The organism is Mesorhizobium sp. M0139 (assembly GCF_040322455.1).
Lineage (GTDB): Bacteria > Pseudomonadota > Alphaproteobacteria > Rhizobiales > Rhizobiaceae > Mesorhizobium.
In genome coordinates this window covers 159,369-184,290 of record NZ_JAMYTN010000004.1, presented here as the reverse complement: position 1 = coordinate 184,290, position 24,922 = coordinate 159,369, and the positions used below count along the sequence as shown (strand labels likewise).

General features: G+C 63.0%; 20 protein-coding genes. 15 read left to right on the top strand and 5 right to left on the bottom strand.

The window, feature by feature from the left end:
- Positions 1-102 precede the first annotated feature (102 nt).
- The 3 genes from NKJ58_RS08195 (at position 103) to NKJ58_RS08185 (ending at position 5,086) form a co-directional block, all read left to right on the top strand.
- A complete protein-coding gene (locus NKJ58_RS08195) occupies positions 103-1,866 on the top strand; it encodes an adenylate/guanylate cyclase domain-containing protein (RefSeq protein WP_023681609.1) in 1,764 nt (587 codons plus the stop codon).
- A 222-nt stretch (positions 1,867-2,088) separates the two neighbouring features.
- Positions 2,089-4,062 carry a threonine--tRNA ligase gene (thrS, locus tag NKJ58_RS08190; RefSeq protein WP_023667614.1) on the top strand — a complete coding sequence of 658 codons (1,974 nt, stop codon included), beginning with the start codon at positions 2,089-2,091 and terminating at the stop codon, positions 4,060-4,062.
- A gap of 85 nt (positions 4,063-4,147) precedes the next feature.
- Positions 4,148-5,086 carry a lysophospholipid acyltransferase family protein gene (locus NKJ58_RS08185; protein WP_352518664.1) on the top strand — a complete coding sequence of 313 codons (939 nt, stop codon included), beginning with the start codon at positions 4,148-4,150 and terminating at the stop codon, positions 5,084-5,086.
- A gap of 59 nt (positions 5,087-5,145) precedes the next feature.
- Here the strand turns inward: NKJ58_RS08185 and NKJ58_RS08180 are convergent, their stop codons facing one another.
- Positions 5,146-6,108, bottom strand: a complete 963-nt coding sequence (locus tag NKJ58_RS08180) for an RgsD C-terminal domain-containing protein (protein WP_023701214.1) — start codon at positions 6,106-6,108, stop codon at positions 5,146-5,148.
- Between the two features lie 165 nt (positions 6,109-6,273).
- Here NKJ58_RS08180 and NKJ58_RS08175 point away from each other — a divergent pair, with 165 nt between their 5' ends.
- Both NKJ58_RS08175 and NKJ58_RS08170 read left to right on the top strand, forming a co-directional pair.
- Entirely contained in the window at positions 6,274-6,858 is a 585-nt protein-coding gene (locus tag NKJ58_RS08175; protein WP_023701213.1) for a nitroreductase family protein, read from the top strand.
- Between the two features lie 106 nt (positions 6,859-6,964).
- On the top strand, positions 6,965-8,866 hold the full coding sequence (locus NKJ58_RS08170) for a CASTOR/POLLUX-related putative ion channel (RefSeq protein ID WP_023688283.1): 1,902 nt from the start codon (positions 6,965-6,967) through the stop codon (positions 8,864-8,866).
- Here the strand turns inward: NKJ58_RS08170 and NKJ58_RS08165 are convergent.
- Together NKJ58_RS08165 and NKJ58_RS08160 are read right to left on the bottom strand one after the other, a co-directional pair.
- Complete coding sequence (locus NKJ58_RS08165; RefSeq protein ID WP_352499631.1) at positions 8,863-9,738, bottom strand: HpcH/HpaI aldolase/citrate lyase family protein; 876 nt, start codon at positions 9,736-9,738, stop codon at positions 8,863-8,865. The two genes, NKJ58_RS08170 and NKJ58_RS08165, sit on opposite strands and share 4 nt — an antisense overlap.
- Positions 9,738-10,250 (bottom strand): MaoC family dehydratase, encoded by a 513-nt coding sequence (locus tag NKJ58_RS08160; RefSeq protein WP_460221791.1) that lies wholly within the window; start codon positions 10,248-10,250, stop codon positions 9,738-9,740. The genes NKJ58_RS08165 and NKJ58_RS08160 overlap by 1 nt, the downstream gene beginning before the upstream one ends.
- Before the next feature lie 91 nt (positions 10,251-10,341).
- Between NKJ58_RS08160 and NKJ58_RS08155 the strand changes: the two genes are divergently transcribed.
- On the top strand, positions 10,342-11,463 hold the full coding sequence (locus NKJ58_RS08155) for a DUF2336 domain-containing protein (protein ID WP_023751529.1): 1,122 nt from the start codon (positions 10,342-10,344) through the stop codon (positions 11,461-11,463).
- A 4-nt stretch (positions 11,464-11,467) separates the two neighbouring features.
- Here the strand turns inward: NKJ58_RS08155 and NKJ58_RS08150 are convergent, their stop codons facing one another.
- Entirely contained in the window at positions 11,468-13,537 is a 2,070-nt protein-coding gene (locus tag NKJ58_RS08150) for an FUSC family protein (protein ID WP_023751528.1), read from the bottom strand.
- 102 nt (positions 13,538-13,639) lie between these two features.
- Positions 13,640-15,694, bottom strand: coding sequence for a DNA topoisomerase IV subunit B (gene parE, locus NKJ58_RS08145; RefSeq protein WP_352852936.1), 2,055 nt, complete (start codon positions 15,692-15,694; stop codon positions 13,640-13,642).
- 257 nt (positions 15,695-15,951) lie between these two features.
- On the opposite strand from parE, the gene cpaB reads away from it, so the two are divergent.
- From cpaB to NKJ58_RS08100, 9 genes are all read left to right on the top strand, one after another.
- Entirely contained in the window at positions 15,952-16,857 is a 906-nt protein-coding gene (gene cpaB / locus NKJ58_RS08140; protein ID WP_023681601.1) for a Flp pilus assembly protein CpaB, read from the top strand.
- Between the two features lie 33 nt (positions 16,858-16,890).
- A complete protein-coding gene (locus tag NKJ58_RS08135; protein ID WP_502902278.1) occupies positions 16,891-18,336 on the top strand; it encodes a type II and III secretion system protein family protein in 1,446 nt (481 codons plus the stop codon).
- Positions 18,337-18,340: 4 nt separating this feature from the next.
- Positions 18,341-18,607: a hypothetical protein gene (locus NKJ58_RS08130; RefSeq protein ID WP_352852935.1), complete on the top strand. Its 267-nt coding sequence runs from the start codon at positions 18,341-18,343 to the stop codon at positions 18,605-18,607.
- Between the two features lie 44 nt (positions 18,608-18,651).
- Entirely contained in the window at positions 18,652-19,866 is a 1,215-nt protein-coding gene (locus tag NKJ58_RS08125) for a CpaE/TadZ family protein (protein WP_023667601.1), read from the top strand.
- Complete coding sequence (locus NKJ58_RS08120) at positions 19,863-21,284, top strand: TadA family conjugal transfer-associated ATPase (protein WP_352852934.1); 1,422 nt, start codon at positions 19,863-19,865, stop codon at positions 21,282-21,284. The genes NKJ58_RS08125 and NKJ58_RS08120 overlap by 4 nt, the downstream gene beginning before the upstream one ends.
- Positions 21,285-21,288: 4 nt before the next feature.
- A complete protein-coding gene (locus NKJ58_RS08115; RefSeq protein ID WP_352852933.1) occupies positions 21,289-22,254 on the top strand; it encodes a type II secretion system F family protein in 966 nt (321 codons plus the stop codon).
- Between the two features lies 1 nt (position 22,255).
- Positions 22,256-23,221 carry a type II secretion system F family protein gene (locus tag NKJ58_RS08110; RefSeq protein WP_352852932.1) on the top strand — a complete coding sequence of 322 codons (966 nt, stop codon included), beginning with the start codon at positions 22,256-22,258 and terminating at the stop codon, positions 23,219-23,221.
- A gap of 146 nt (positions 23,222-23,367) precedes the next feature.
- Positions 23,368-24,198: a PA3715 family protein gene (locus NKJ58_RS08105; RefSeq protein ID WP_352852931.1), complete on the top strand. Its 831-nt coding sequence runs from the start codon at positions 23,368-23,370 to the stop codon at positions 24,196-24,198.
- 133 nt (positions 24,199-24,331) lie between these two features.
- Positions 24,332-24,802, top strand: coding sequence for a hypothetical protein (locus NKJ58_RS08100; RefSeq protein WP_023667596.1), 471 nt, complete (start codon positions 24,332-24,334; stop codon positions 24,800-24,802).
- Positions 24,803-24,922: the final 120 nt, after the last annotated feature.

Genomic DNA, 24,922 nt, shown 5'->3' with positions numbered 1-24,922 from the left:
TGACCGCTGCGGAAATGTATCAGTCGACGTTCCGGCTCGTGGACTCTGTCGGCCGTCGCCCTTACAATCCCGGTCCTGTTGCTCTTGAAAGCAATGCACCACATGACCGAAGGACGCGTCCAACGCCGTCTTGCCGCAATTCTGGCCGCTGATGTGGTGGGGTATACGCGCCTGATGGGCAGCGACGAGGCCGGCACACTTGCCCAACTGAAGGAGATACGGGCCCACCTTATCGACCCAAATATGGCCGAGCACCAAGGTCGCATCTTCAAAACGACTGGCGACGGCATCCTCGCCGAGTTTCCAAGTGTCGTGAACGCCGTGGCTTGTGCCGTTGCTATGCAGCGTGCCATGTCGGGTCGCAGCGCAAAACTGTCCGAGGACCGAAGAATACAATTCCGCGTTGGGATCAACCTCGGTGACGTAATCGTCGAGGATGACGATCTGTTGGGTGACGGCGTGAACGTGGCGACAAGGCTCGAAGGCATCGCTCCTGTTGGAGGTGTTATGGTTTCGGGCACGGTGCGAGATCACCTCGGAAACCGGCTTGAACTGCAATTCGACGACATTGGTGAGCAGATACTTAAAAATATTGAACGCCCCGTGCGAGGTTATGCGGTGCGCCTCGACGGTCCCGAAGCGGCCCCCACTTCGCCGGCGTCGCTTGCTGATAAGCCATCCATCGCTTTGCTGCCGTTCGTCAATATGAGCGACGACCGTCAGCAGGACTACTTTGCGGATGGGATCACAGAGAACGTTATCACCGGATTGTCTCGGTTTCGCGATCTTTCCGTCATCGCCAGTAATTCGACGTTTGCTTACAAGGGCAAAGCCACGAAGATACAGGATGCCAGCCGAGAGCTGGGTGCCCGCTATATCTTGGAGGGCAGTGTACAGAGGTCGAAGGACCGGGTCCGGATTACCGCCCAGCTCATTGACGGCAAGACTGGGCGGCACCTTTGGGCAGAGCGCTACGACCGAGGCATCGAGGACATCTTTGCCGTGCAGGACGATGTCACTGAAAGAATAATCGGCAGTTTAGCCACAGCGTACGGAGGCCGACTGTTAAAGGCGTGGCAAGAGCGCCCGGAAGTCGCGGGGACGCGGAATTTTGAGGCGCTGGACTATTTCGTGCGCGGCATGGAGTCTCTCAACCGCTACACAAAACAAGACAACTTGCGTGCTCGGGAACTCTTTGAGAAGGCGGGCGAACTCGATCCGAAGTTCGGAAAGGCGTTTGCGAAGCTCGCTTGGACGCACATGATCGACGCAAGCGACGGTTGGAGCGCGAATCCCGAGGCTTCACTGGCATGTGGCCTGAAATACGCCAATTTGGCGATCGAACGGGACGACGCCGAGGCATGGGGGCACTATGCGCTCGCAGGGCACTGCCTATTTTGCGGACAATACGAACGCGCTATCGTTGAGTATCAACGCGCCCTTGAGCTTAATCCAAATGACGCCGACGTGCTGTTGGATTACGGTTCCTGCCTAAGCTATTGTGGGAGGGCACAGGAAGGCCTTGAGACGGCGCAAAAAGCCATGCGTCTCAACCCTCACTACCCCGAGTGGTACATCCTACAGATTGGCCAGATTTACTACGACGTTCGCAGATATCGTGAAGCGATCGCGGCGTTGGAAGGTCTACGAACCCTCGACACCGTATACCAACACTTATACCTGGCAGCGAGCTACGCGGCTTTAGGGAGCGAAGACGAAGCGCAGCAGGTCATCGAGCACATTTTGCAGCTGGAGCCGCGAGCCACAATCACGATGAGAACGACCTCGGACATGGCGCCATACAAGAACTCAGGTGACTTGGAACATCTTCGCGAGAACTTGCGCAAGGCAGGCCTGCGCGAGTGAGTGAAAGCTCGCGCTAGCCTTGAACGGCTGCAAAGTGGCGGTCCTTGGTCGTTCCGATCGGGGAGGCCAATGGCAACGTTCCAACTGGAATTCAAACTGACACACTACCAGCGCTCTTTACCTCACACCGTGCTGCCTCTAAAACCCGCCCGCTGCCGGATGCCTCCGGCTTCACACCACGACCACCCGCGCTCGTTTGCGGGACTGGATAGGAGATACCCGATGCTGAATTCCGTTTCCCTGACATTTCCCGATGGCTCCGTCCGCGACTATGACGCGGCGATGACCGGTGCGGGCCTCGCCGAATCGATCTCGAAGTCGCTGGCCAAGAAGGCTGTCGCCTATGCCATCGACGGCACCGTTCGCGATCTTTCCGACCCGCTTGGCAAGTCCGGCAAGGTCGAGATCATCACCCGCAGCGATCCGCGCGCGCTGGAGCTCATCCGTCATGATGCAGCACACGTGCTGGCGGAGGCCGTGCAGGAACTGTGGCCGGGAACGCAAGTGACCATCGGGCCGGTGATCGAGAACGGATTCTATTACGACTTCGCCCGCAACGAGCCGTTCACGCCTGACGATTTCCCGGTGATCGAAAAGAAGATGCGCGAGATCATTGCGCGTAACAAGCCGTTCACCAAGGAAGTCTGGTCGCGCGACAAGGCGAAAAAGGTCTTTGCCGAGAAGGGCGAGCGCTACAAGCTCGAGCTGATCGACGCCATTCCCGAAGACCAGGATCTCAAGATCTATTCCCAGGGTGACTGGTTCGACCTCTGCCGCGGCCCACACATGGCCTCCACCGGGCAGATCGGCAACGCCTTCAAGCTGATGAAGGTGGCCGGCGCCTATTGGCGTGGCGATTCGAACAACCCCATGCTGACCCGCATCTACGGCACGGCCTGGGCCGAGCAAGCTGAACTCGATGCCTACCAGACGATGCTGGAAGAGGCAGAGAAGCGCGACCACCGCAAACTCGGCCGCGAGATGGACCTGTTCCATTTCCAGGAAGAGGGGCCGGGCGTCGTCTTCTGGCACGCCAAGGGCTGGAAGATGTTCCAGAATCTGGTCAACTACATGCGCCGCCGCCTCGACGAGCAGGGCTACCAGGAGGTCAACGCACCGCAGGTTCTCGACAAGAGCCTGTGGGAGACGTCGGGCCACTGGGGCTGGTATCGCGATGCCATGTTCAAGGTGACGGTGGCCGGCGACGACACCGACGACGACCGCGTGTTCGCGCTGAAGCCGATGAATTGTCCGGGCCACGTGCAGATATTCAAGCATGGGTTGAAATCCTATCGCGATCTGCCCGTAAAGCTTGCGGAATTCGGCAATGTGCATCGTTACGAACCGTCCGGCGCCTTGCACGGGCTGATGCGCGTGCGCGGCTTCACGCAGGACGATGCGCACATCTTCTGCACCGAGGAGCAGCTGGCCGCGGAGTGCCTGCGCATCAACGATCTGATCCTGTCGACCTACGCCGATTTCGGCTTCGACGATGTCAGCGTGAAGCTGTCGACGCGGCCGGATAAGCGCGTCGGCACCGACGAGGCCTGGGATCATGCCGAGGCGATCATGGGCAACGTGCTGGATACAATCAGGACGCGCTCGGGAAACCGCATCAAGACCTCGATCAATCCGGGCGAGGGCGCTTTCTACGGGCCGAAATTCGAATATGTGCTGAAGGACGCCATCGGCCGCGAATGGCAGTGCGGCACCACGCAGGTCGACTTCAATCTGCCGGAACGCTTTGGCGCCTTCTACATCGGTTCGGATTCGGAAAAGAAGCAGCCGGTGATGGTGCATCGCGCCATCTGCGGTTCGATGGAACGCTTTCTCGGCATCCTGATCGAGCATTATTCCGGTCATTTCCCGCTGTGGTTCGCGCCGCTGCAGGTGGTTGTGGCGACGATCACCTCGGATGCTGACGACTATGCGCGAAAGGTCGTCGCACAGTTGAAGGCGGCAGGACTTTTGGCCGAACCGGATCTGCGCAACGAGAAGATCAACTACAAGGTGCGTGAGCATTCGCTGGCCAAGGTTCCTGTGATCCTCGTATGCGGCAAGCGCGAGGCGGAGGAGGAGACGGTCAACATCCGCCGGCTCGGCTCGCGCGATCAGGAATCGCTCAAGCTGGCCGACGCGCTGAAGCTGCTTTCCGACGAGGCTGTTTCGCCCGACCGAAGGCGCAGCGCGGCCTGAGCAATCAATATTTCGGAGAAATGGCGGTGGAGCGATCCACCGCCATTTTCACATGCCTGTCACGCCAACCTTGTAACGAGCCCCCATGCTCAAGCTGAAGATACGGGAAAGGCCGTTTCCCGAACTCTCCTACGCTAATGCGAGCCAGCCGGCGCTGACGCGCTGGTTCATCCATTCCATTGAAGGTCTGTCGGGGCGCGACCGGTATGCCGCGCTCTATGATTTCTGGCGCCGCCAGGTGGCGCCGACGGGCGAGCGGGTGTTCAGCCGCATGCTGGAGCTGATCGACGTCAAGGTGCGCAGCACCGATCGGTGGCCGCCGGCGGGGCTGCCGGACACGCCGCTGGTGATCGTCGCCAACCACCCGTTCGGCATTGGCGACGGCATTGCAGTGCTGTCGCTGGTCGAGCAGCTCGGGCGTCCGTTCCGCGTCATGATCCACAAGGATCTGCTGAAGGTCCGCGAAATGGAACCGTACTCGCTGCCGATCGACTTTTCCGAGACCAAGGACGCGGTGAAGAACAACATGGCGGTGCGCCACGAGGCAGTGCGGCTGTTGAAAGAGGGCGTCACCATAGTGGTATTTCCGGCCGGCGGCGTCGCCACCGCGCCGAGAGGCTTTGGCCGGGCGCGCGACCTGCCGTGGAAGATGTTTCCGGCGCGCCTCGTGCAGGACGCCAAGGCGTCGGTGGTGCCGATGCATTTTTCCGGGCAGAACGGCCGGCTGTTCCATCTGGTCAGCGGCCCGATGAACATGGGGGAGCGCGAAGGAAGGCTGGCGAAATTCGTCGGCAAGGCGTCGCTGACGTTGCGCCTTTCAATGCTCATCCGCGAATTTGCGCGGCTGTCCGGCAAGGCGATCGACGTGCGCGTCGGCGATGTGCTGAGCTGGGATGAGTTGGAGCCATTGCGCGACCGCAAGACGCTGCTCGACCGTCTTCATCGCGGTGTCTTCGACCTAGCGCCCGACGCGCCGCGCGGCCGGGTCCACTTCCTGCAGCGCCGCCTGTGCAAGGCCGCCTGACGTAGCCCTGAACTACCACTTCAACTGAGCAGCCAAACCGATGCCAATGGGCGCGCCGGTCAGTCGGCGCCTTCCTCCGGATCGATCGCAGAGGCATCAGTGGCCAGCACCTCGATCTCCTGGTTCTGCCCAGCGACCACGGTGAAATCCTTCTGGTAGATGCGGTCGCGGTTCTTGGCGATGATGGTGTATTGGCCTTCGGCCAGCACCATCGAGGCGAAGGCGCCGACGGCCTCCTTGATCGGATCGCCGGATTCGTTGAGCAGCGACCAGGATGTATCGGCGATAGCCTCGCCGCCGGTCTCGCGCACCAGCTTCATGGTCTCCTCCGCCGCGCGATGCTCGACGGTGGCTTCGGTCAGCTTGCCGGCTTCGACACGGATGTCGGAGCGAATGACGGCATTGACCGCGCCATAGGTGGAGACGACATGATAAACGCCGGCGTTGAGCCGCACGACGCTGTTCGGCTCGACATCGGGAATGATCAAAGCGCGGTCGCCATTGGCCTCGGCGGTGCCCTCATAAATGGAGAAGCGCAGTTTTTTCGGCGGAATACGCGCGCCGCCCGACAGCACCGCGTCGAGCTTGAGGCCGCCGGCATCGAGCACCAGGCTTTCGCGCCTGGCGTCCTTGCCGACGGTGATGCGCTTGGTGGCGCCGGCGCGTCCGTATGAGGCGTGGACCAGATAGCTGCCGGGTTCGAGCTGGAACACGGCGCTGCCGCCATGCGCGGAAGCCACCATCGGCAGCTTGCCGTCGCCGGCGGCCTCGGGCTTGAAGACGCGCCAGACGATGCCGCGCGTGATGTCGGCGCCCTTGTCGGTCAACTGCGCCGACAGCGTTATGGCACCGCCGCCACCGAGTGCCAGCGGCGTCTCGCCCTTGGGCGGTGCATAGCTCGAAATATCGGGGAGTTTCAGATTGCCGATGCCGTCGGCATTCTGCGCCATGGCCATCGAGGCCGGCGCAAACAGCGCTACGGCGAGCCAAATCAGGAAAAGGCGCGATCTCCCCTCAAACATGCCTTGCGTTGAAGCCCAAGGCGGTGGCAATTTCAAGGCTTAAGAGTCCGACCGCCTTGGCAACAGGTTCTTTCGTCCGGCGCGCCCGCGCCAATGCCCGAGCCGCCCCGATCCGCAATGGCGCGCTTCAGCTCAAAATCGAGTGCTTTAGGAGACCTGGCCCCCATGGCGTCGCCGATCATCGACTTCCTGCTGACCCGAAACTCCGCACCGATTCCTGAATTGAAGGAACCGGCGCCCAGCGATGGCGATATCGCGACCATGATCGCGGCTGCAAGCCGTGTGCCCGATCACGGCCGACTGGAGCCGTGGCGCTTCATCCTTTATCGCGGCGAGGCGCGATTCGAGATCGGCAGGAAGCTGGCGGCGCTCGCCGAACAGCGCGAAGGGCCGCTGCCGGAAAACCGCCGCAACCAGGAGCTTGCGCGGTTTTCCCGCGCGCCGCTGGTGATCGGCGTGGTGTCGGTTCCGAAGGACAATCCAAAAATCCCGCAATGGGAAATGTTCCTGTCCGGCGGCATGGCGGCGCTGAACCTGATGATTGCAGCCAATGCGCTGGGCTATGGCACCAACATGATCAGCAACTGGTATTCCGATGTGGCCGAGGGCAGGGCGATCCTGGGGTTGGCGCCGCAGGAGCGCGTCGTCGGCTTTATCCATATCGGCTCCTACCAGGGCCCGGCGCCGGAACGGCCGCGACCCGATCCGGCAAAGCTCTATGCCGATTATGAGGGGCCGTGGAACGGCTGACACCCGAAAGCGATTCCCCTTTATTTAAACACAGGCTAAGACAGCGGCTTCGGCGAGCGTTGGGGTTGGCGCATCGACCATAGGGATATTGGGGGACGCCGGCGACATGAAGAAACGAGACTCGCTGGGAACCCGGCTGCGCTACGGGTTTGACAAGAGCATGGCCGCCGGCCCTATCGCGCTGATCGGCTGGCTCGCCGTCGCTTCCCTGCTGATCATCATCGCCGCCGCGGCTTTCCTTGCGGTGACCCGCATCGCGCCGGAGGGCGGCGAACCGCTGAACTTCTTCGAAGCGTTCTGGGAATCGCTGATGCGCACGCTCGATTCGGGCACGATGGGCGGCGACACCGGCTGGGCCTTCCGTCTCGTCATGTTGTTTGTCACGCTTGCCGGCATCTTCGTCGTGTCGGCCCTCATCGGCGTGCTCAGCGCCGGCGTCGACAGCAAGCTCGATGAATTGCGCAAGGGTCGTTCTCGGGTGCTTGAGAGCGACCACACCATCATCCTCAACTGGTCGCCGTCGATCTTCGACGTCATCTCCGAACTCGTCATTGCCAATGCCAGCCGCCGCCATCCGCGCATTGTCGTCATGGCCAATATGGACAAGGTGGCGATGGAGGACGAGATCGCGGCCAAGGTCGACAAACTGGGCAATACGCGCATCATCTGCCGCAGCGGCGACCCGACCGACCTCTACGACCTAGCCATCGTCAACCCGCAGAGCTCGCGCTCGATCATCGTGCTGTCGCCGGAGGGCGACGACCCGGATTCGCAGGTCATCAAGACAGTGCTCGCGCTGGCCAACGACCCGAACCGGCGCACGGCGGCCTACAACATCGCCGCCGAGATCCGCGACGGCAAGAACGCCGAGGTCGCCCGCGTCGTTGGCGGGGCCGAGGTGCAGCTTGTGCTGGCCGACCAGCTGATCTCGCGCATCGTCGTGCATTCGAGCCGGCAGTCGGGTCTCAGCGGCGTCTATTCGGAACTGCTCGATTTCGACGGCTGCGAAATCTACACGACCGAGCAGCCTGATCTCACCGGCAAGACCTTCGGTGAGGCGGTGATGGCGTATGAGCATTGCACGCTGATCGGGCTCTGCGACCAAACCGGGCGCGTCAATCTCAACCCGCCGTCGGATCTGGTGATCGGCAAGGACATGCGCGCCATCATCATTGCCGAGGACGATGCCGCTATCAAGCTGGGAGGCGCGGGGGCCAAGATCGATACCGCGGCAATCCTTCGCCATCAGCTTGTCGAGGCGAAGCCGGAGCGCACGCTGATCCTTGGCTGGAACCGGCGCGGTCCGATCATCACCTATGAACTGTCGCGCTACGTCGCGCCGGGTTCGATCCTGACCATCGCCGCCGATACGCCAGGCCTCGAGCAGGAAGTTGCCGGCCTGCCGGTCGTCGGCGACAATCTGTCGGTTTCCTGCCGCATCACCGACACGTCGAGCAGCACAGCACTGGCAAGCCTGGACGTGCCTTCCTACGACCACGTGCTCGTCCTTGGCTACAGCGAGACCATGGCAGCGCAGCCCGCCGATACGCGCACGCTGGTGACGCTGCTGCATCTGCGCAAAATCGCAGACGATGCCGGCACGCACATCTCGATCGTCAGCGAGATGATCGACGTGCGCAACCGCGAGCTGGCGGCGGTGACTAAGGCCGATGATTTCGTCGTCAGCAACCGGCTGGTCAGCCTGATGCTGGCGCAGGCATCGGAGAACCAGCATCTCGCCGCGATCTTCGATGATCTGCTCGACGAGGAGGGCTCCGAAATCTACATGCGTCCGGTCGGCGACTATGTCGCCATCGACCATCCGGTGACGTTCTGGACGATCGCGGAATCGGCGCGTCTGCGCGGCGAGATCGCCATCGGGCATAGGCGCGTTCGCGCTGCGCAGAATGATGAGCGGGCTCTGGGCGGCGTCACCGTCAACCCGTTGAAGTCGCAAGCGCTGGCCTACCTGCCGGAGGACCGGGTCATCGTGCTGGCGCGGGACTAAACCCCGGCTGCCTTGGCGCGAGCCAGAAGCCGTTCGGCGAGCCTGAGATGCGGCCGGTCATACATCTTGCCGTCAATGCCGACCACGCCGGGATTTCCGGCCGCCTCGAAGGCCGCGACGATGGCCTGCGAGCGTTGCACTGCCTCCGCCGATGGCGTGAAGGCGGCGTTGATGACCGGCACTTGCGCCGGATGGATTGCCATCTTGCCGGTAAAGCCGTCACGCTCGGCCTCCGTGCATTCGGCTTCGAAGGCGGCCATGTCGCGAAAGGCAGGGAAGACCGTGTCGATCGCCGCGACTTCGGCTGCGCCGGCGGCGAGGATGGTCATGGTGCGGGCAAGGCGGAAGACATCGGTGTATCGACCGTTGTCGTCGCGCGCAGCCCGCGCACCGATCGCCGCGGACAGATCTTCGGCACCCCAGGTGAGGCCGGCAAGCCGGGCGCTTGCCCCGGCATAGGTCGCGGCGGCCAGCAACCCAGCAGCGGTCTCGGTAATGATCGGCAGGATCTTGATCGCGCCATCCGGCAATCCGTTTTCGGCCTCATGTACGCGGAGCTTTACGGATAGCTGCTGGACATCCTGGCCGCTGTTCGACTTCGGCAGCATGATGCCGTCGGGTTTGACCGGAACCAGGGCGGCCAGATCGTCGTCGGTCAACCCGGTCGAGAGATCGTTGACGCGGATATAGATGGCGGAGCTTGTCTGCTGCCGGTTGCCGCCGATAAAGCGTGCCGCGATGTCGCGTGCCGACGCCTTGTTTTGTGGCGCCACGGAATCCTCAAGGTCGACGATGACCACGTCGGCGCCGGCGCCAAAGCCTTTGTCCAGCTTCTTTTCGGAATCGCCGGGCACAAACAGCAGCGAGCGCATCAGGCCGCCTTTTTCATCATCATCGCCTGGCGCGTGCATTTGGCGACGAGCACATCGTTCTGATTGTAGGCGCGATGCTCGAACTCGACGATGCCGCGGTCCGGCTTGGATTTCGATTCCCTGACCGAGATCACAGTCGTTTCGACACGGATGGTGTCGCCATGGAAGACCGGGTGCGGAAACACTGTCTCCCTCATGCCGAGATTGGCAATTGTGGTGCCGACGGTGATGTCATTGACGGAAATGCCGATCATCAGGCCGAGCGTGAACAGCGAATTGACCAGCGGTCTGCCCCATTCGCTCTTGGCGGCGAAGTCGAAGTCGATGTGCAGCGGCTGCGGGTTCAGCGTCATCACCGAGAACAGCATGTTATCGCTTTCGGTGACGGTCTTGCGCAGCGTGTGCCGAAAGACATGTCCGACGACGAACTCTTCGAGATAAAGCCCGGGCATCGTTTTTCTCCTCCGCTGCCTGACGGTTGATAGGCGCTGCCCATGCCACCCGCAAGCCAGTTAATAAACATGGTGAACCGTTCGTAAACCATTTCTGCCTAGGGTCATTCCTGGGGCCGGAAGCTTTCCGGCAAGGGGCGTAGCAGGCAGTATGGTTGTCTCGCATTTTCTCAAATGGATCTACACCGCGAGAGTTTCGGAGCGCGCCGCGGCGGCAAGCGCGCTGGCCCGCGCCTACGTCAATTCCGACCTGCCTTTCGAAGACCGTTGCGCGGCCGAAGCGGCGCTGACGCTGCTGCTCGACGACGCCTCGTCGAAGGTGCGGCTGGCTATGGCCGAAGCGCTGTCGATGAGCCATCACGCGCCGCTGCAGATCATCAGCGCGCTTGCCTCCGATCAGCCGGAAGTGGCAGCCCTGGTGCTGGCGCGCTCCCCGCTGCTGACGGACGCCGACCTGATCGACCGCGTCGCGGCCGGGCACAAGGCGACGCAAAAACTGATCGCCGACCGGCCGGTCGTTTCGATGGCGGTTGCCGCGGCGATCGCCGAGATCGGCGAACCGGAAGCGTGTGCGGCGCTGCTCGCCAATGACGGCGCCGACATAGCCTCGCTCTCCTTCCGCCGCATCGCCGAGCGGCATGGCCATATCGCTCATTTGCGCGAGGCAATGGTCACGGATGTGCGGCTGCCGGCCGACTGCCGGCACATGCTACTGGTCAAGCTCGGCGAAACGCTGAAGGCTTCGCCGCTGGTGATGGCGCTGATGGGGGCGGCCAGAGCCGAGCGCGTCACGCGCGATGCTTGCGTCAAGGCTTCGGTGCGGCTGGTCGAAGGCACGCGCGCGGAGGAACATGCGGCACTCATCGAACATCTGCGCCTGCGCGGCGACCTGACCGCAAGTTTCATCATCCGCACCATTGCCCACGGCAAGGTCGACTTTTTCGGCTCGGCCCTGGTCGCGCTCAGCCAGCAGTCGGAGCAGCGGGTGCGGGCCTTGCTCGCCGGCGGCCAGGACCTTGCGTTGCAGGCGCTGTTCCGCAGCGCCGGCCTTGCCGCTTCCACCCATGCCATCATCCTGCGCGCGCTCAAGATCTGGCGCGAAGTCGCCAACGGCAAGCGCCTCGCCGGCGTGCAGGAAGTCAGCTGGCTGATGCTGAAGGAACTCGGAGGTCAATCCACTGAGGGCGATCTCGCCGGCCTGGTCAAGTCGATCCATCTCGACGCGCTGCGGGAAAACGCGCGCGGGCATGCGCTGGCGATAGCCGCGGCCTGACGCCCTAGCCACGGCCCCTGGTGAAGAAATCCGGGAAATCCTCGATCGCGGCGGCGATGATGCGCAGCGAGGCTGCGATCTGCAGCATATCCGCACCGCCGCTGCGCTCTGAAAGGCTGGCTGCATATTGCCGGGCCACAGTGACAGTTGCTGTCTGTGGATCGCCGGTTGCGCGAAAGAGCAGTTCACGCGCGAGGCCGCGCAGGAAATTGGCGATCGAGAGCGCGGTGTCGGTAGGAGTGGACGGGCTCTGCTGCGCGGCGCGCAGACGCAGGATTTCAAGGCCGACGGTAACGGCGGCGACCCCGCCGCCCAGAATCGCATCGCCTTTCCTGCCGGCATTTTGCAAGAGCGGCATCAGCTGGTTGATGCGGTCATAGGCCAGGCTCTCGAAGGCCGAACGCCGCGGCACCCGCTCATGCAGGCACAGCCGCGCCAGATCCTCGCGCATGGCCCGCACGATGCGGTTGGCCGCGCGCCATGGATCCACCGGCAGCACCACGATGAAGACGCCGATCGCCAGCAGGATGCCGACCAGCACCGACGCCGAGCCGGCGAAAAACGGGCCTGGGGCATAGGTCATCGCCTGATGCGGGCTGAGGAAGGCGAGGAAATTGATGGCAAAGGCCGTCGCCACGCCGACGGTGCGCGGATTGGCCATGCCCAGCGCCGTCGGTACCAGGATCGGCACGACAAACAGCGTGAACCAGCCGAAGCCGGGCAAAGCAGGCAGCGCGACCTGGCCGACAAGGAAGGCAAAGGGCAAAGCCAGCAGCGTTCCCTTGAAGAAGCCCCAGGACACCCGCACCGGGTCAGGCCGCGCGGCGAAAAGACTGGAGACGACGGCAACGAGGATGACGGTGCCGGCCGCGTCGGACCATTTCGTCGTCAGCCAGAAGGCGGCGACCGCCAACGTGGCAAGGCCGGCGCGTATGGCATTGCGCGAAGCCCCGGGATAATCGCGGTGCACCACCAGCGCAGGCGGCTGCCTGTTGCTCCGGCTGGGGCCCGTCACCGGTGCGCGCAGGGCGTCGAGGCCGCGCAGCACCTGCTTGAAGGCTTCGGCGAAATCGGCGGCGATGGTGAGGCGGGTTATGGTGCCGACCCTGTCGTCGCCCTGATCGGTTGAGGCGTCGGGCATTTGCCGGGCCTTGCCGGCAATCGCGTCGAGCCGCGTCACCCAGGGCGACGTGTCGTCCAGCGCCTCGGGCGTCGCTGCCAGCTCGCTGACCAACGACTGCAGTTCGGAGCGTACCGGAATGAGCGCTGCGTTTTTCGGCGCGGCATGCGAATGCAGCGCGCGCGCCGCCGACAGCGCCGAGAGAAGCTGACCGATGGTTAGGCGGACCGGATGGGCGCGGGTGGCGAAGCTCGGTGCTTCGAGCCGGGCATAGGCGCGCATCTCGGCCAGCATCTGGGCGTCGGTGATCAGCTTGCGGTGCAGGCCGGCCAGCGTCGCCGGGTCGCCACCGGAAAAAGCGCCGCCTGCATAGGTTGCAAGGTCGAGGATGCTGCGCTTCAGCCTGGAGATAATGGCGTCAGCGGCCAGCTTGGGCAGGATCAGCCGGCTGGTCAGGCCGGCGCAGACGATGCCGAGCACGATCTCGGCGCAGCGCGCGACAGCGAGATCGACGACCACGTGCGGCTGGCCGAAAGCCGGCAGCCCAATGATCATCGCGGTATAGCCGGCAAGTGCGGCGCCATAGGCTTCCGGATTGCGCAGCAGCGACGAAACCAGCGTGCACAGCCCAATCCAGACGGATAGCGCCGTGACCAGCAGCCAGGGATTGGTGCCGAAAACCGAGGTGATGCCGATCGCCGCAAGTCCACCGGCCAGCGTGCCGAGCAGCCGGTAAAAACCTTTCGCCAGCACCATGCCGGCGACCGGCTGGGCGACGATGAAGACCGTCATCATCGCCCATTGCGGGTGGTCGAGTTTCAACGCGTAAGCAGCGAGAAGCGCGATCAGACCGGCCGAAACCGTGCGCAGGGCGAAAATCCAATCCGAGCGCGTCGGCTGCGTCAGGCCCGCCAAACTGGTTTCGAAGTAGCTCTTCAGCCGCGCCCGGATCACAAGCTGGTCTCCGTATCGGAAGTGCAGGCTAGAGCAATTCCAGGAAAAGTTTGAAACGGTTTTCCGCCCGGAACTGCGTCAAAACGAAGAGTCGGCCGGCGCTCAGATATCCAGCACTTCCGTCGCGGCGAATTCGGCGCGTTCCTGGATGAAGCGGAAGCGGGCTTCCGGCTTGGTGCCCATCAGCGCGTCGACAGCATCCTTGGTCGCCGCCACGGCGTCGATGACATCGACCCGGAGCAGCGTGCGCTTCCTCGGGTCCATGGTGGTTTCCTTGAGCTGCGCGGCCATCATTTCGCCCAAGCCCTTGAAACGGCCGATCTCGACTTTGGCGCGGCCGGTGAATTCGGTGCGCAACAGCTCGTCCTTGTGCGCATCGTCCCTGGCATAGGCAACCTTGCCGCCTTGCCGGATCGAATAGAGCGGCGGCACCGCCAGATAGAGATGGCCGCCATTCACCAGGTTCGGCATTTCCTGGTAGAAGAAGGTGATCAGCAGCGAGGCTATGTGAGCGCCGTCGACGTCGGCGTCGGTCATGATGATCACGCGGTCGTAGCGCAAATCCTCGTCGCGGTATTTCGAGCGCGTGCCGCAACCGAGCGCCTGAATCAGGTCCGAAATCTGCTGGTTGGCGGCTAGCTTGTCGTTGCCGGCGCTGGCGACGTTGAGGATTTTTCCGCGCAGCGGCAGCACCGCCTGGCTGGCGCGGTCGCGCGCCTGCTTGGCCGAGCCGCCGGCCGAGTCGCCTTCGACGATGAACAGTTCGGCGCCCGCGGCGGCATTCTGCGTGCAGTCGGCGAGCTTGCCGGGAAGGCGCAGCTTGCGCACCGCGCTCTTGCGCGACACTTCCTTTTCCTGGCGCCGGCGCACCCGCTCGTCGGCGCGCGCAATCACCCATTCCAGCAGCTTGGAGGCTTCCTGCGGATTGTCGGCCAGCCAGTGGTCGAAGGGATCGCGGATGGCGGTCTCGACAATGCGAATGGCTTCGATCGTTGCCAGCCTGTCCTTGGTCTGGCCGACGAATTCCGGCTCGCGAATAAACACCGACAGCATGCCTGCCGCCGAGATCATCACGTCTTCGGAGGTGACGATCGAGGCGCGCTTGTTGCCGACCAGGTCGGCATAGGCCCGAAGCCCGCGCGTCAGCACATTGCGAAAGCCGGCCTCATGCGTGCCGCCTTCGCCGGTCGGGATTGTGTTGCAGTAGGAGTTGACGAAGCCGTCACCGCCGAACCAGGTCACCGCCCATTCCAGCGAACCGTGGCCGCCCTGCTTCTCGCTCTTGCCGGCGAAGATTTCGCGGGTCACCTGGAAGTCGTCGCCAAGCGATGCCTTGAGATAGTCCTTCAAGCCGCCGGGGAAATGGAACTCCGCCTTGGCGGGCGTCTGGTCCTTTTCCTTGATCAGCGATGGGTCGCAGCTCCAGCGGATCTCGACGCCGCCGAACAGATAGGCTTTCGAGCGGGTCATGCGATAGAGCCGCGCCGGCTCGAAGGCGGCGCCCTTGCCGAAAATCTGCTCGTCGGGATGGAAGCGGATTTTGGTGCCGCGCCGGTTGTGCACTTCGCCGAGCTGCTCCAGCCCGCTCACCGGAACGCCGCGCGAGAACCTTTGGCGGTAAAGCTGGCGACCGCGCGCGACTTCGACTTCGAGATGGTCCGACAGCGCATTTACGACCGAGACGCCGACACCGTGCAGACCGCCGGAGGTCTCATAGACCTTGCTATCGAACTTGCCGCCCGAATGCAGCGTCGTCATGATGACTTCGAGCGCCGGCTTCTTGAATTTCGGATGCGGATCGACCGGAATGCCGCGGCCATTGTCGGTAACGGTCAGAAACCCGTCGGCCGACAGCTCAACATCGATGAAGGTGGCATGGCCGGCGACCGCCTCGTCCATCGAATTGTCGATGACCTCGGCAAACAGATGGTGCATCGCCTTGTCGTCGGTGCCGCCAATATACATGCCGGGACGGCGCCGCACCGGCTCCAGCCCCTCCAGCACCTCGATGTCGGCGGCGCTATAGCCCTCGCTGCCGTCCTTGGTCGCAACGGAACGTTTCGTGGCCTGCACCAGCGGGTCGGCCGGGCGCGAAGGTGTCCGAGCCGGTTGGGGCTGCTTTTCCAGATTGCCGAAAAGATCGTTGTTGTCGTCCATGCCTGCCATAGAATCCGGTGCCGCGAATCACCCGTCGATACTGCCACGCTTTTCGGCGCCAAGCGACGGAAGTTCCTGTTACGTTCGGGGATTAAACCCTTCTTATCCTAAAACCTTTCGATAACCAAGCCGGCGGAAATAGGTCCAGCGAGAGCGGCCGCGATTCCTGAATCTTTAACAAAGCGGCCTAGCGTCGCCTCAACAAAACAAAAGACCACGAATGTCAGGGGTTGGTTGTGAGGGGCAAGGCCATAACGATGATTGGCATCGCTGCCGTCTTCGGCGCGATTTCAATCTTTGCCGCGGATTTCTGGGTGAAAAGCCAGGCCAAGGCCGATGCCGAAGAGAAAACGGCGTCGATCCCGGCGCCCGCCGTCCCCAAGGTCGTCTTCAAGACCATCGTGGTGGCCAACGCGCCGCTGCGTTACGGCATGGAGCTTGACCGGGCGCAGCTCAGCGAAATCCCATGGTCCGAGGATTCGGTGCCGCAGGGCGCGTTCACAACAGTCAATGCATTGCTCGCCGAAGGCAGCCGCGTGGTATTGTCGCCGATCGAGATCAACGAGCCGGTGCTGATCAGCAAATTGTCGGGGCCGAACGGCCGCGCGACGCTGTCCAACATGATGACGCCCGGCATGCGGGCGGTGACAATCCGCACCGACGAGATCGCCGGTGTCGGCGGCTTCGTCATGCCGGGCGACCGGGTCGACGTGGTGCTGACACGCGATGCGGGCGAAATCCAGGAAGTGGCCAAGAACGCGCAGGGCGCTGCCGGATCGACCGTTACCTCCGAGATCGTCGTCTCCGACGCCAAGGTGCTGACCGTGGGGCAGGGCGCCGACGAGCGCCAGACCACACCGCAGATCGCCAATTCCGTCACCATCGAGGTGACGACCGAAGGCGCGCAGAAAGTGGCGCTTGCCCGCACCGTCGGCACCTTGTCGCTGTCGCTCCGCTCGGCCGCAGACGGAGGGGCCGCCAAGGACGGCGTCACCACCATTTCGTCCTTCGGCGGATCGGTCGCCTCCGGCGTCCAGGCCGCTGCCGGCGCGCTGTTCACTGCCGCGACCAAGGAGCCTGAGAAGCCGAAATTCAAGACGATCATCGTGACGCGCGGCACGCAGGTCGAAGAATACCAGGTTCCTGCGCGGGACCAGCAATAACTGCCGGTGGGGACCGGGCGAGGGACGGGACAGATGTCGGGACTTCATGCATTTCGAACGACGAAAGGGCTGCGCACAATGCGGGCGCTTACGGTGGGGGCTTGCCTCGCCGCGGCCGCAATGCTCGGCCTCAGTGCGCCAGCCAAGGCCGACAACGATATCGTCCATGTCTCGTCGACAACGAATGCGTCGATCAAGGTAGCCAAGGGCAAGCCGAAGACGGTCATGACCAATGCCGCCTTCTACCAGATCGTCATCGGCGATCCGGAGATCGCCAACGTCAATCCGCTGACCGACAAATCCTTCTATGTGCTGGGCAACAATCTCGGCACCACCGGCATCGCGCTGTTCGACGAGAACAAGCAGTTGGTCGGCACCGTCGACATCGAGGTGACGCTGGACACCGACCAACTGGCCAGCACCATTCGCGCCAGCGTGCCGGACGCCAAGATCAAGGTCGGCTCGGCCAATGGCCGCGTCGTGCTGTCGGGCGAGGCCGATGACGCGGTCGCCGCCGAGAAGGCAAGCAAGATCGCCAGCCGCTTCTCTGGCAATGAAGAAGTGATCAATTCGGTCAACATCTCGTCCTCGCAGCAGGTTCAGCTCAACGTCCGCTTCGTCGAGATCAATCGCCAGGCCGGACAGGATCTCGGCGCCAAATACAGCGCCAATTTCGCTTACGGCATTGGCGGGCGCGACGTCACCCTCGATCCTGGCACGGTGCCGGGAGCCGGCAATGGCGAGATCATCGGCCGGCTGCTGTCCAATGGCCTGTCGATCGACGTCGCCATCAAGGCGCTGGAGGAACGTGGTCTCGCCAGGCGGCTGGCCGAGCCGAACCTGATCGCCCGCTCGGGCCAGACGGCAAGCTTCCTCGCCGGCGGCGAGTTCCCGATCCCGGTCTCCGAGGACAATGGCAAGATTTCCGTCAGCTACAAGAAATACGGCGTCAGCCTCGACTTCACGCCGACGGTTCTCAAGGACGGGCTGGTGAGCCTCGACATCGCGCCGGAAGTGTCCTCGATCGATGCTTCGGCCTCCTATAATATCGGCAATATCTCGGTGCCGGGCTTTATCGTGCGCCGCGCCAGGACATCGGTAGACCTGAAGAACGGCCAGAGCTTCATGATCGCCGGCCTGCTGCAGTCACAGAACGACATCACCACGTCGCGTCTTCCCGGCCTCGGCAAGCTGCCGGTGCTCGGCTCGCTGTTCTCCTCCAAATCCTATCAGCGGCGCGAGACCGATCTGGTGATCATCGTCACCCCCTATCTGGTCAAGCCGGTCGATCCGTCAAAGAAGCTGCTCGAGCCGACCGACGGCACGCAGCCGGCCAGCAATGTCGACTATTTCCTCAACAACACCGAGGAAGTGAAATCGTCCGAAGCCAATCGTGCAGTGGCAATGGCCAGCGGCAGTACGGCACAGCCGGCCGCGGTCACCACCGTCGGGCATTTCCTCGACCTGCCGAAGGATTGAAGCCATGCGCGTGGAATCATGCATCGCCCTGGTGATCGCCGGCCTCGCCGGCGGCTGCACCAGCGACGACTATGTCCGCTCCGAGGGACCGACGATTGCCGCCGGCAACGCACAGGCCGCCAATACGGCAATGCAGATGGTCGATCCCTGGAAATACGGCGTCCAGAACACCAGGCTGCTGGTGCCGGCGCAGCGCAGTGAGGCGGCAGTCAACGCCGCCGACCAGGCTGCTGCCGCCAAGGCCGTGCAACCGACAGCGACAACCGATTGATTTGCCCGGTGATTTGACCGGGAATGACCTGACAGGCTGACAAAATGGCAAGCGGCATCAAGACCAAGAAGATCCTGCTGGTGTCCAGCGACCGGACCTTTGCGCAGGATACGCGCACCGCGTTCGCGGCCTCGGAGGTGATCCAGCTTTCGACCGTCGAGAAGAACATTACCGAACTGCGCGGCGAGGTCCAGGAAGCCGATTTCGGCGCGCTCATCGTCGACATGGATGCGGCAAAGCTGGAAGAGATCGAGTCGCTGCAGCGCATCATGCGCCGGCTCGAAGGCCGCGTTCCCGTGGTCGTCGTCACCCAGGAATTCAACGCCGCCGCGGTGCGCATCCTGGTGCAGCTCCAGGTCGCTGATTTCCTGGTCAAGCCGATCACCACCGCCGATCTGGTGCGGTCGGTCGTGCGCGCGCTGCAAGGGCCGGGGCGCGAGGAAAACACCGAGTCGCAGATCTATACCTTCATGCCGGCCGCCGGCGGCGTCGGCACCACGACGCTGGCGCTGCAGACCGCCTTCCAGCTGCATCATTCGGTGACGCGTGGCGCGTCGACCTGCGTGGTCGACCTCAATTTCCAGCAAGGCGCCTGCGCCGAATATCTCGACCTGGAGCCGCGCTTCGACATCACCGAAATCGAGAACCAGCCCGAGCGCCTCGACCGTCAGCTGCTGGACGTGATGCTGTCCAAGCATGCGAGCGGGCTCTGCGTGCTGGCGGCGCCCACGCATCCGTCGGAAATGCGCTCGTTCAAGACCGATGTCGTGGTGCGCATGCTCGATCTCGTCTCGGCCTATTTCGACAACGTCGTCATCGACATGCCGCGCACCTGGTTTCCGTGGACGGAGACGGTGCTGCTCGGCTCCAACAAGCTTTACATCGTCGCCGAAATGACGGTGCCGTGCCTGCGCCATACGCAGCGGCTGATCCAGGCGGTCTACGAGACGGCAGGCAAGGAAGTGAAGCCGAACGTGATCGTCAATCGTTTCGAGCAGAAGATGTTCGACAATGGCATCAAGCAGGCGGATGTCCAGGAAATCCTGGGCGAGCATTTCGTCGGCGGCATCTCCAACAATTACCGGCTTGTGCGCGAAGCGGTCGACCGCGGCGTGCCGCTGCATGAGATCGATCCGAACGCCAATGTCGTCAACGATCTGAAGAGGATCATCCTGCCGGAAGAAGCCGTGGTGACGCCGGAGAAATCGCGCTCGCTGTTCGGCATCGGCAGGGGCCTCCTGAAGAGGAAAGCCGGATGACCAGCCGCTTCTCGACCCTGCAGAACCGTGACGTCCGCGCGCTGAAGCCGGCCGAGGCGGCGCCGGTCGCGCATCACGCCGTGGTCATCCCGACGAACCGCAAGGCCTTGCCGCCGAAGCCGGAGACAACACCGGGAAAAAGTGCCAACAAGGTGCTCGATGCCCGCGTGCGCATCCACCGGCTGCTGCTGGAGGAAATCAACCTGGTCGCGCTGGAGCGCCTGCCCAGGGATGAGATGCGCCGGCAGGTGCAGGAGTTCGTGTCGGAAAAGACCCGCCAGGAGCGTATGGCGATCAACACCGTCGAACTTGAAGCGCTGGTCGACGACATCGTCGACGAGATGGTCGGCCTCGGCCCGCTGGAACCGCTGCTCAACGACCCCGACATCAACGACATCCTGATCAACGGCCACCAGAACTGCTTCGTCGAAAAGCGGGGCAAGCTGCAGCAGGTCCATATCCCGTTCAAGGACGAGGCGCATCTGTTGCGCATCGTCAACAAGATCGTCGCCGCCGTCGGCCGCCGGGTCGACGAATCGCAACCGATGGTCGATGCCCGCATGCTCGACGGCTCGCGCTTCAACGCCGCCATTCGCCCGGTCGCCGTCGACGGGCCGCTGGTGTCGATCCGCAAGTTTTCAAAGAACAAGCTCGGCCTGCACAAGCTGGTCGAGTTCGGCGCCATCACCCAGAACATGGCCGAGGTGCTGGCGGCTGCAGTCCACGCCCGCAAAACGACCATCATCTCGGGCGGTACCGGCACCGGCAAGACGACGATGCTCAACGCATTGTCAGCCTTCATTCCGGAAGACGAACGGTTGATCACCATCGAGGACGCGGCCGAACTGCAGCTGCAGCAGCCGCATGTCGCGCGCATGGAAACGCGCCCCGCCAACATCGAAGGTCATGGCGAGCTGAAGCAGCGCGACCTGGTCAAGAACGCGCTGCGCATGCGCCCTGACCGCGTCATCCTCGGCGAGTGCCGCGGCGAGGAGGCCTTCGACATGCTGCAGGCGATGAACACCGGCCATGAAGGCTCGATGGCGACCATCCACGCCAACACGCCGCGCGACGCCATTTCGCGCCTCGAGCAGATGCTGGGCATGACCGGCATGCCGATGACGGTGCAGTCGATCCGCAGCCAGATCGCCAGCGCGCTCGACCTTATCGTCCAGCTGACGCGACTGTCGGACGGCAAGCGCAAGGTGACCAGCGTCGCCGAGGTGACCGGCATGGAAGGCGACGTCATCCAGATGCAGGAGATATTCCGCTTCGTGCGCACCGGCATGGAAGCCGACGGCAAGATCCTCGGTCACTACGAGGCGACCGGCATTCGCCCGCGTTTCCTCGAGGACCTGCGCAATATGGGCATTGAATTCCCCGGCAAATATTTCGAACCCGGCCGGCCGCAGGAGTAGCCTTGTGTTCGAGAATTTCAGCCCGATCTATGTCGTCTATGCCGCGGCAGCGCTGACCGGCATCATGATCGCCGAAGGCTGCTATCTGCTCTATGCCGGCCGCAGCGACAAGCGCCTGGCTATCAACCGGCGCATGAAGCTGCAGGAAAACAAGATCAGCCAGGAACAGGTGCTGATCCAGCTGCGCAAGGAACGCGGCCTCGATTCCGGCACGTCATTCTTCTCGCCCGACCGTTTTCGCGCGCTGCGCACGCAGTCTGGCATGGTGATGCCCTTGCCGAAATTCCTGACGATGACGACGGGCGTGGCGCTGGCGATGATGCTCGTCGCGCTCTGGAACGGCCTGCCGCTGTTGCTCGCCATTTTGCTGTTTGTGGTGCTGACAGCGCTGCTGCCGGTAATTGTGCTGCGTTCCAAGCGTGCCCGGCGGGTGAAGCGTTTCGGCGTGCAGTTGCCGGAGGCGCTGGAATTGATCACGCGCGGCTTGAAGGCCGGGCATCCGGTTCCCGTGGCGATCTCGATGGTGTCGCGCGAGATGCCCGATCCGATCGGCACCGAATTCGGCGTTATCTCCGACGAGGTGACTTATGGTTCCGACCTGGTTTCGGCGCTGAATTCACTGTTCGACCGCGTCGGCCAGGAGGATCTGCCGCTGTTCGTCACCGCGGTGTCGATCCAGACGAGCTCGGGTGGCAATCTGCGCGAGATCCTCGACGGGCTGTCGACGACGATCCGCGAACGCGGCAAGCTGCGCCGCAAGGTGCGCGCCATTTCGACCGAGGGCCGTATGTCGGCCTATATTCTGACGGCGGTGCCGGCGCTGCTGTTCGCCGCCATCATGGTGATGATGCCGCAATTCTATCAAAGCGTCTGGGATGTGCCGAAGACCTGGTATCTGCTGGGCGGTTCGGTGACATGGCTGATGCTGGGCAACATCATCATGTTCAAGATGTCGAACTTCCGGTTCTGAGATGGAGCAGGTGATCCAGTTTCTTGCCTCGCTGGCGCCGACGTCGCTGATGCCGGTAGCCGCGATGCTGCTGGCATTGGGCGGCAGCGCGGTGGCATGGCCGCTGGTGGTGGCCAAAGGCGACCGCAACGATCTCAAGCGCCGGCTCAAGATCGACGACAGCAAGACTCCCCAACAGGCCGAGGTGGCGCCGAAGAAGAACCAGAGCGTCGTGCGCGAGAAGGCGGTGAAGCGGGCGCAGGAATTCTACGCCAAGAGCGATCCGGAAAATGTCGCCCGGCTGCGTATGAAGCTGATCCAGGCGGGCTATATGGAGCCGCGCGCGGTCGGCACATTCTTCCTGATCCGCTTCGCCTGCCTGGTGGGCGCAGCGATCGGCGCGTTCCTGGTCAACCATTGGATGGGCAACGCCGATTCCACCGCGACCAGCCGCTGGACCTTCATCATCCTGTCGGGAGCCGCCGGCTATTTCGTGCCCGGCCTGGTGCTCAGCCAAAAGGTGCGGGAAAAGATGCGCGAATACCGCAACGGCTTTCCCGACTTCATGGATTTGATGATCGTCTGCTCCGATGCCGGCATGAGCATGGAGGCCGGCATCGAGCGCGTCTCGAAGGAACTGGCCAAGACCTATCCGTCGCTGAGCCAAAACCTGCAGCTGGTGTCGCTGGAACTCAGGGCCGGCCGCAGCCTCGACGATGCATTGAAGGCGCTCGCCGACCGCCTCAGCCTGGACGAGGTGCGCTCCTTCGCCACGCTCTTGCAGCAGTCGAAGGAACTCGGCACCAGCCTCGCCGGGGCGCTGCGCGTGTTCTCCGACGAAATGCGCCACAAGCGCATGTCGCTGGCCGAGGAGAAGGCACATGCCTTGCCGGCCAAGATGTCGGTGCCGGTGGTGGTGTGCATCCTGCCGGTGGTGCTGATGATCGCCGTCATCCCGATCATCGTCAAAATGACGGCGGTTCAGTAGATACCAAGGCAGTGGATACCAAGTGGCCGCCCGGCGGCTTTCTGCGGTTACTCACTTCAACTACGCTTCGCCTGGATGTCATATCCGGCCGGTTTGGCCGCTCTCCTTCGGCAAAATCCGCAAAAAGCAAAATGAGTGAGCCGTCCATGCGAATAGTCTTGTGCACCGCCTTCCTCGGCCTCGCCGCGGCCAGTCTGTCGCTGGCCTCGGCCGCGGCCGACGATTGCGGCGACGCTGCCGCTCTGGTGCAGCAGGCCTATCCCAGGGCCCAAAAGAGCGCAGACGGCGCCTCGTTCACGCTCGAACCCCATACCAGCATCGCCGTGACGCTCCCGGATACGCCGTTTGGCCTCGTCTGCAAGATATGGCCTGCCCATGACGATCTGTTGCTGGTCGCGGTGCCGCTCATCGACAGCAGCCAATCCAGCGACGACGGGCATGTCGGCGATGTCGACCTTCTGGTCGTCGACAGGAAGACCAGGCAGGTGCGCCAGCGCCTGCTCCAGCCCGGGCTGATGACCGATGATGCCATCGCCATCAACAAGGTCGAATTCGATACCGGCCGCTATGGCCTGGCGCCCGGTGTCACCGGCTTTGGCCTGCGCATCCAAATGGCGAGCCATTCGCGGCCCAATCCCTTCAGCGAAACCGACCTGCGGCTCTATGCCCTTGACGGCGGTGATCTGCGCCTGGTGCTCGACGGCATCATCGTGGCCGGCTTTGGCGGCGAAGGCGACACCAATTGCGCAGGATCCTTTCAATCCAGCCGGGTCAGCCTGGCGATGAGCCCGGCGAGACATCACGGCTATCACGACATCACAGTGTTCGAGCGGTTGGACACCGACAATCCGTCTGTCGACAAGAATGGCGAGTGCCAGTCCCATCCCGGCAGGTCCATGAAACGAACCTACCGGCTGCGCTATGACGGCAGGCGCTATCAGTTTCCGGCGGGGCTCAAGGCGCTGGAGCCGGAATAGGCTTCGGTTGGTTAATGGCTTCTGTGCCCGAAACCAAATTTTAGGCGCGTTTCCGCACTGAAGTTTAATCGCCCTGTTGTAGTCTGCTTCCTCAGAGAACGACCCGGTAAATCGGGCGATTGGGGCCAGGGGCATGCGTCACAGAAGTTTCACGGCAATGGCCGCGCTAGCGGCGGTCTTGATGGTCGGCGGCTGCACGACCGACAACGTCGACAAAACCAAGACCACATCGATCCAACCGGTGGCAAAAGACGTCAGCACCTCCGACCTTGCGCAAGGCAAGGCGCAGTTCCGCGAGGCCAATTACGGCCTTGCCGAACAGCATTTCCGCAAGGCCGTGGAACTGAAGGCCGACAGTGCCGAGGGATGGATGGGGCTTGCCGCCTCCTATGACGAACTCGGCCGCTTCGACTTCGCCGACCGCGCCTACGACCAGCTTTTGAAGGTTGCCGGGCGCAAGCCGCAGATTGTCAACAATATGGGCTATTCGCAGCTGCTGCGCGGCAACAAGAAGAAGGCGAGAGCGCTGCTCATGGAAGCAAGGGCCGGCATGGCCGACCCGAGCGTGATCAACGCCAATCTGGCGCTGCTCAACAAGGGCTGAGACTAGGGACACTCGCGTGCCGAGCTTCGCGGGACGGCAGTCGACGCTTTGTAAACCCTGTCGGCAGGTTGCTTTGAAAACCGGCCGAAAACGGTATCTCCGGCCGGTTGCATGCCTATG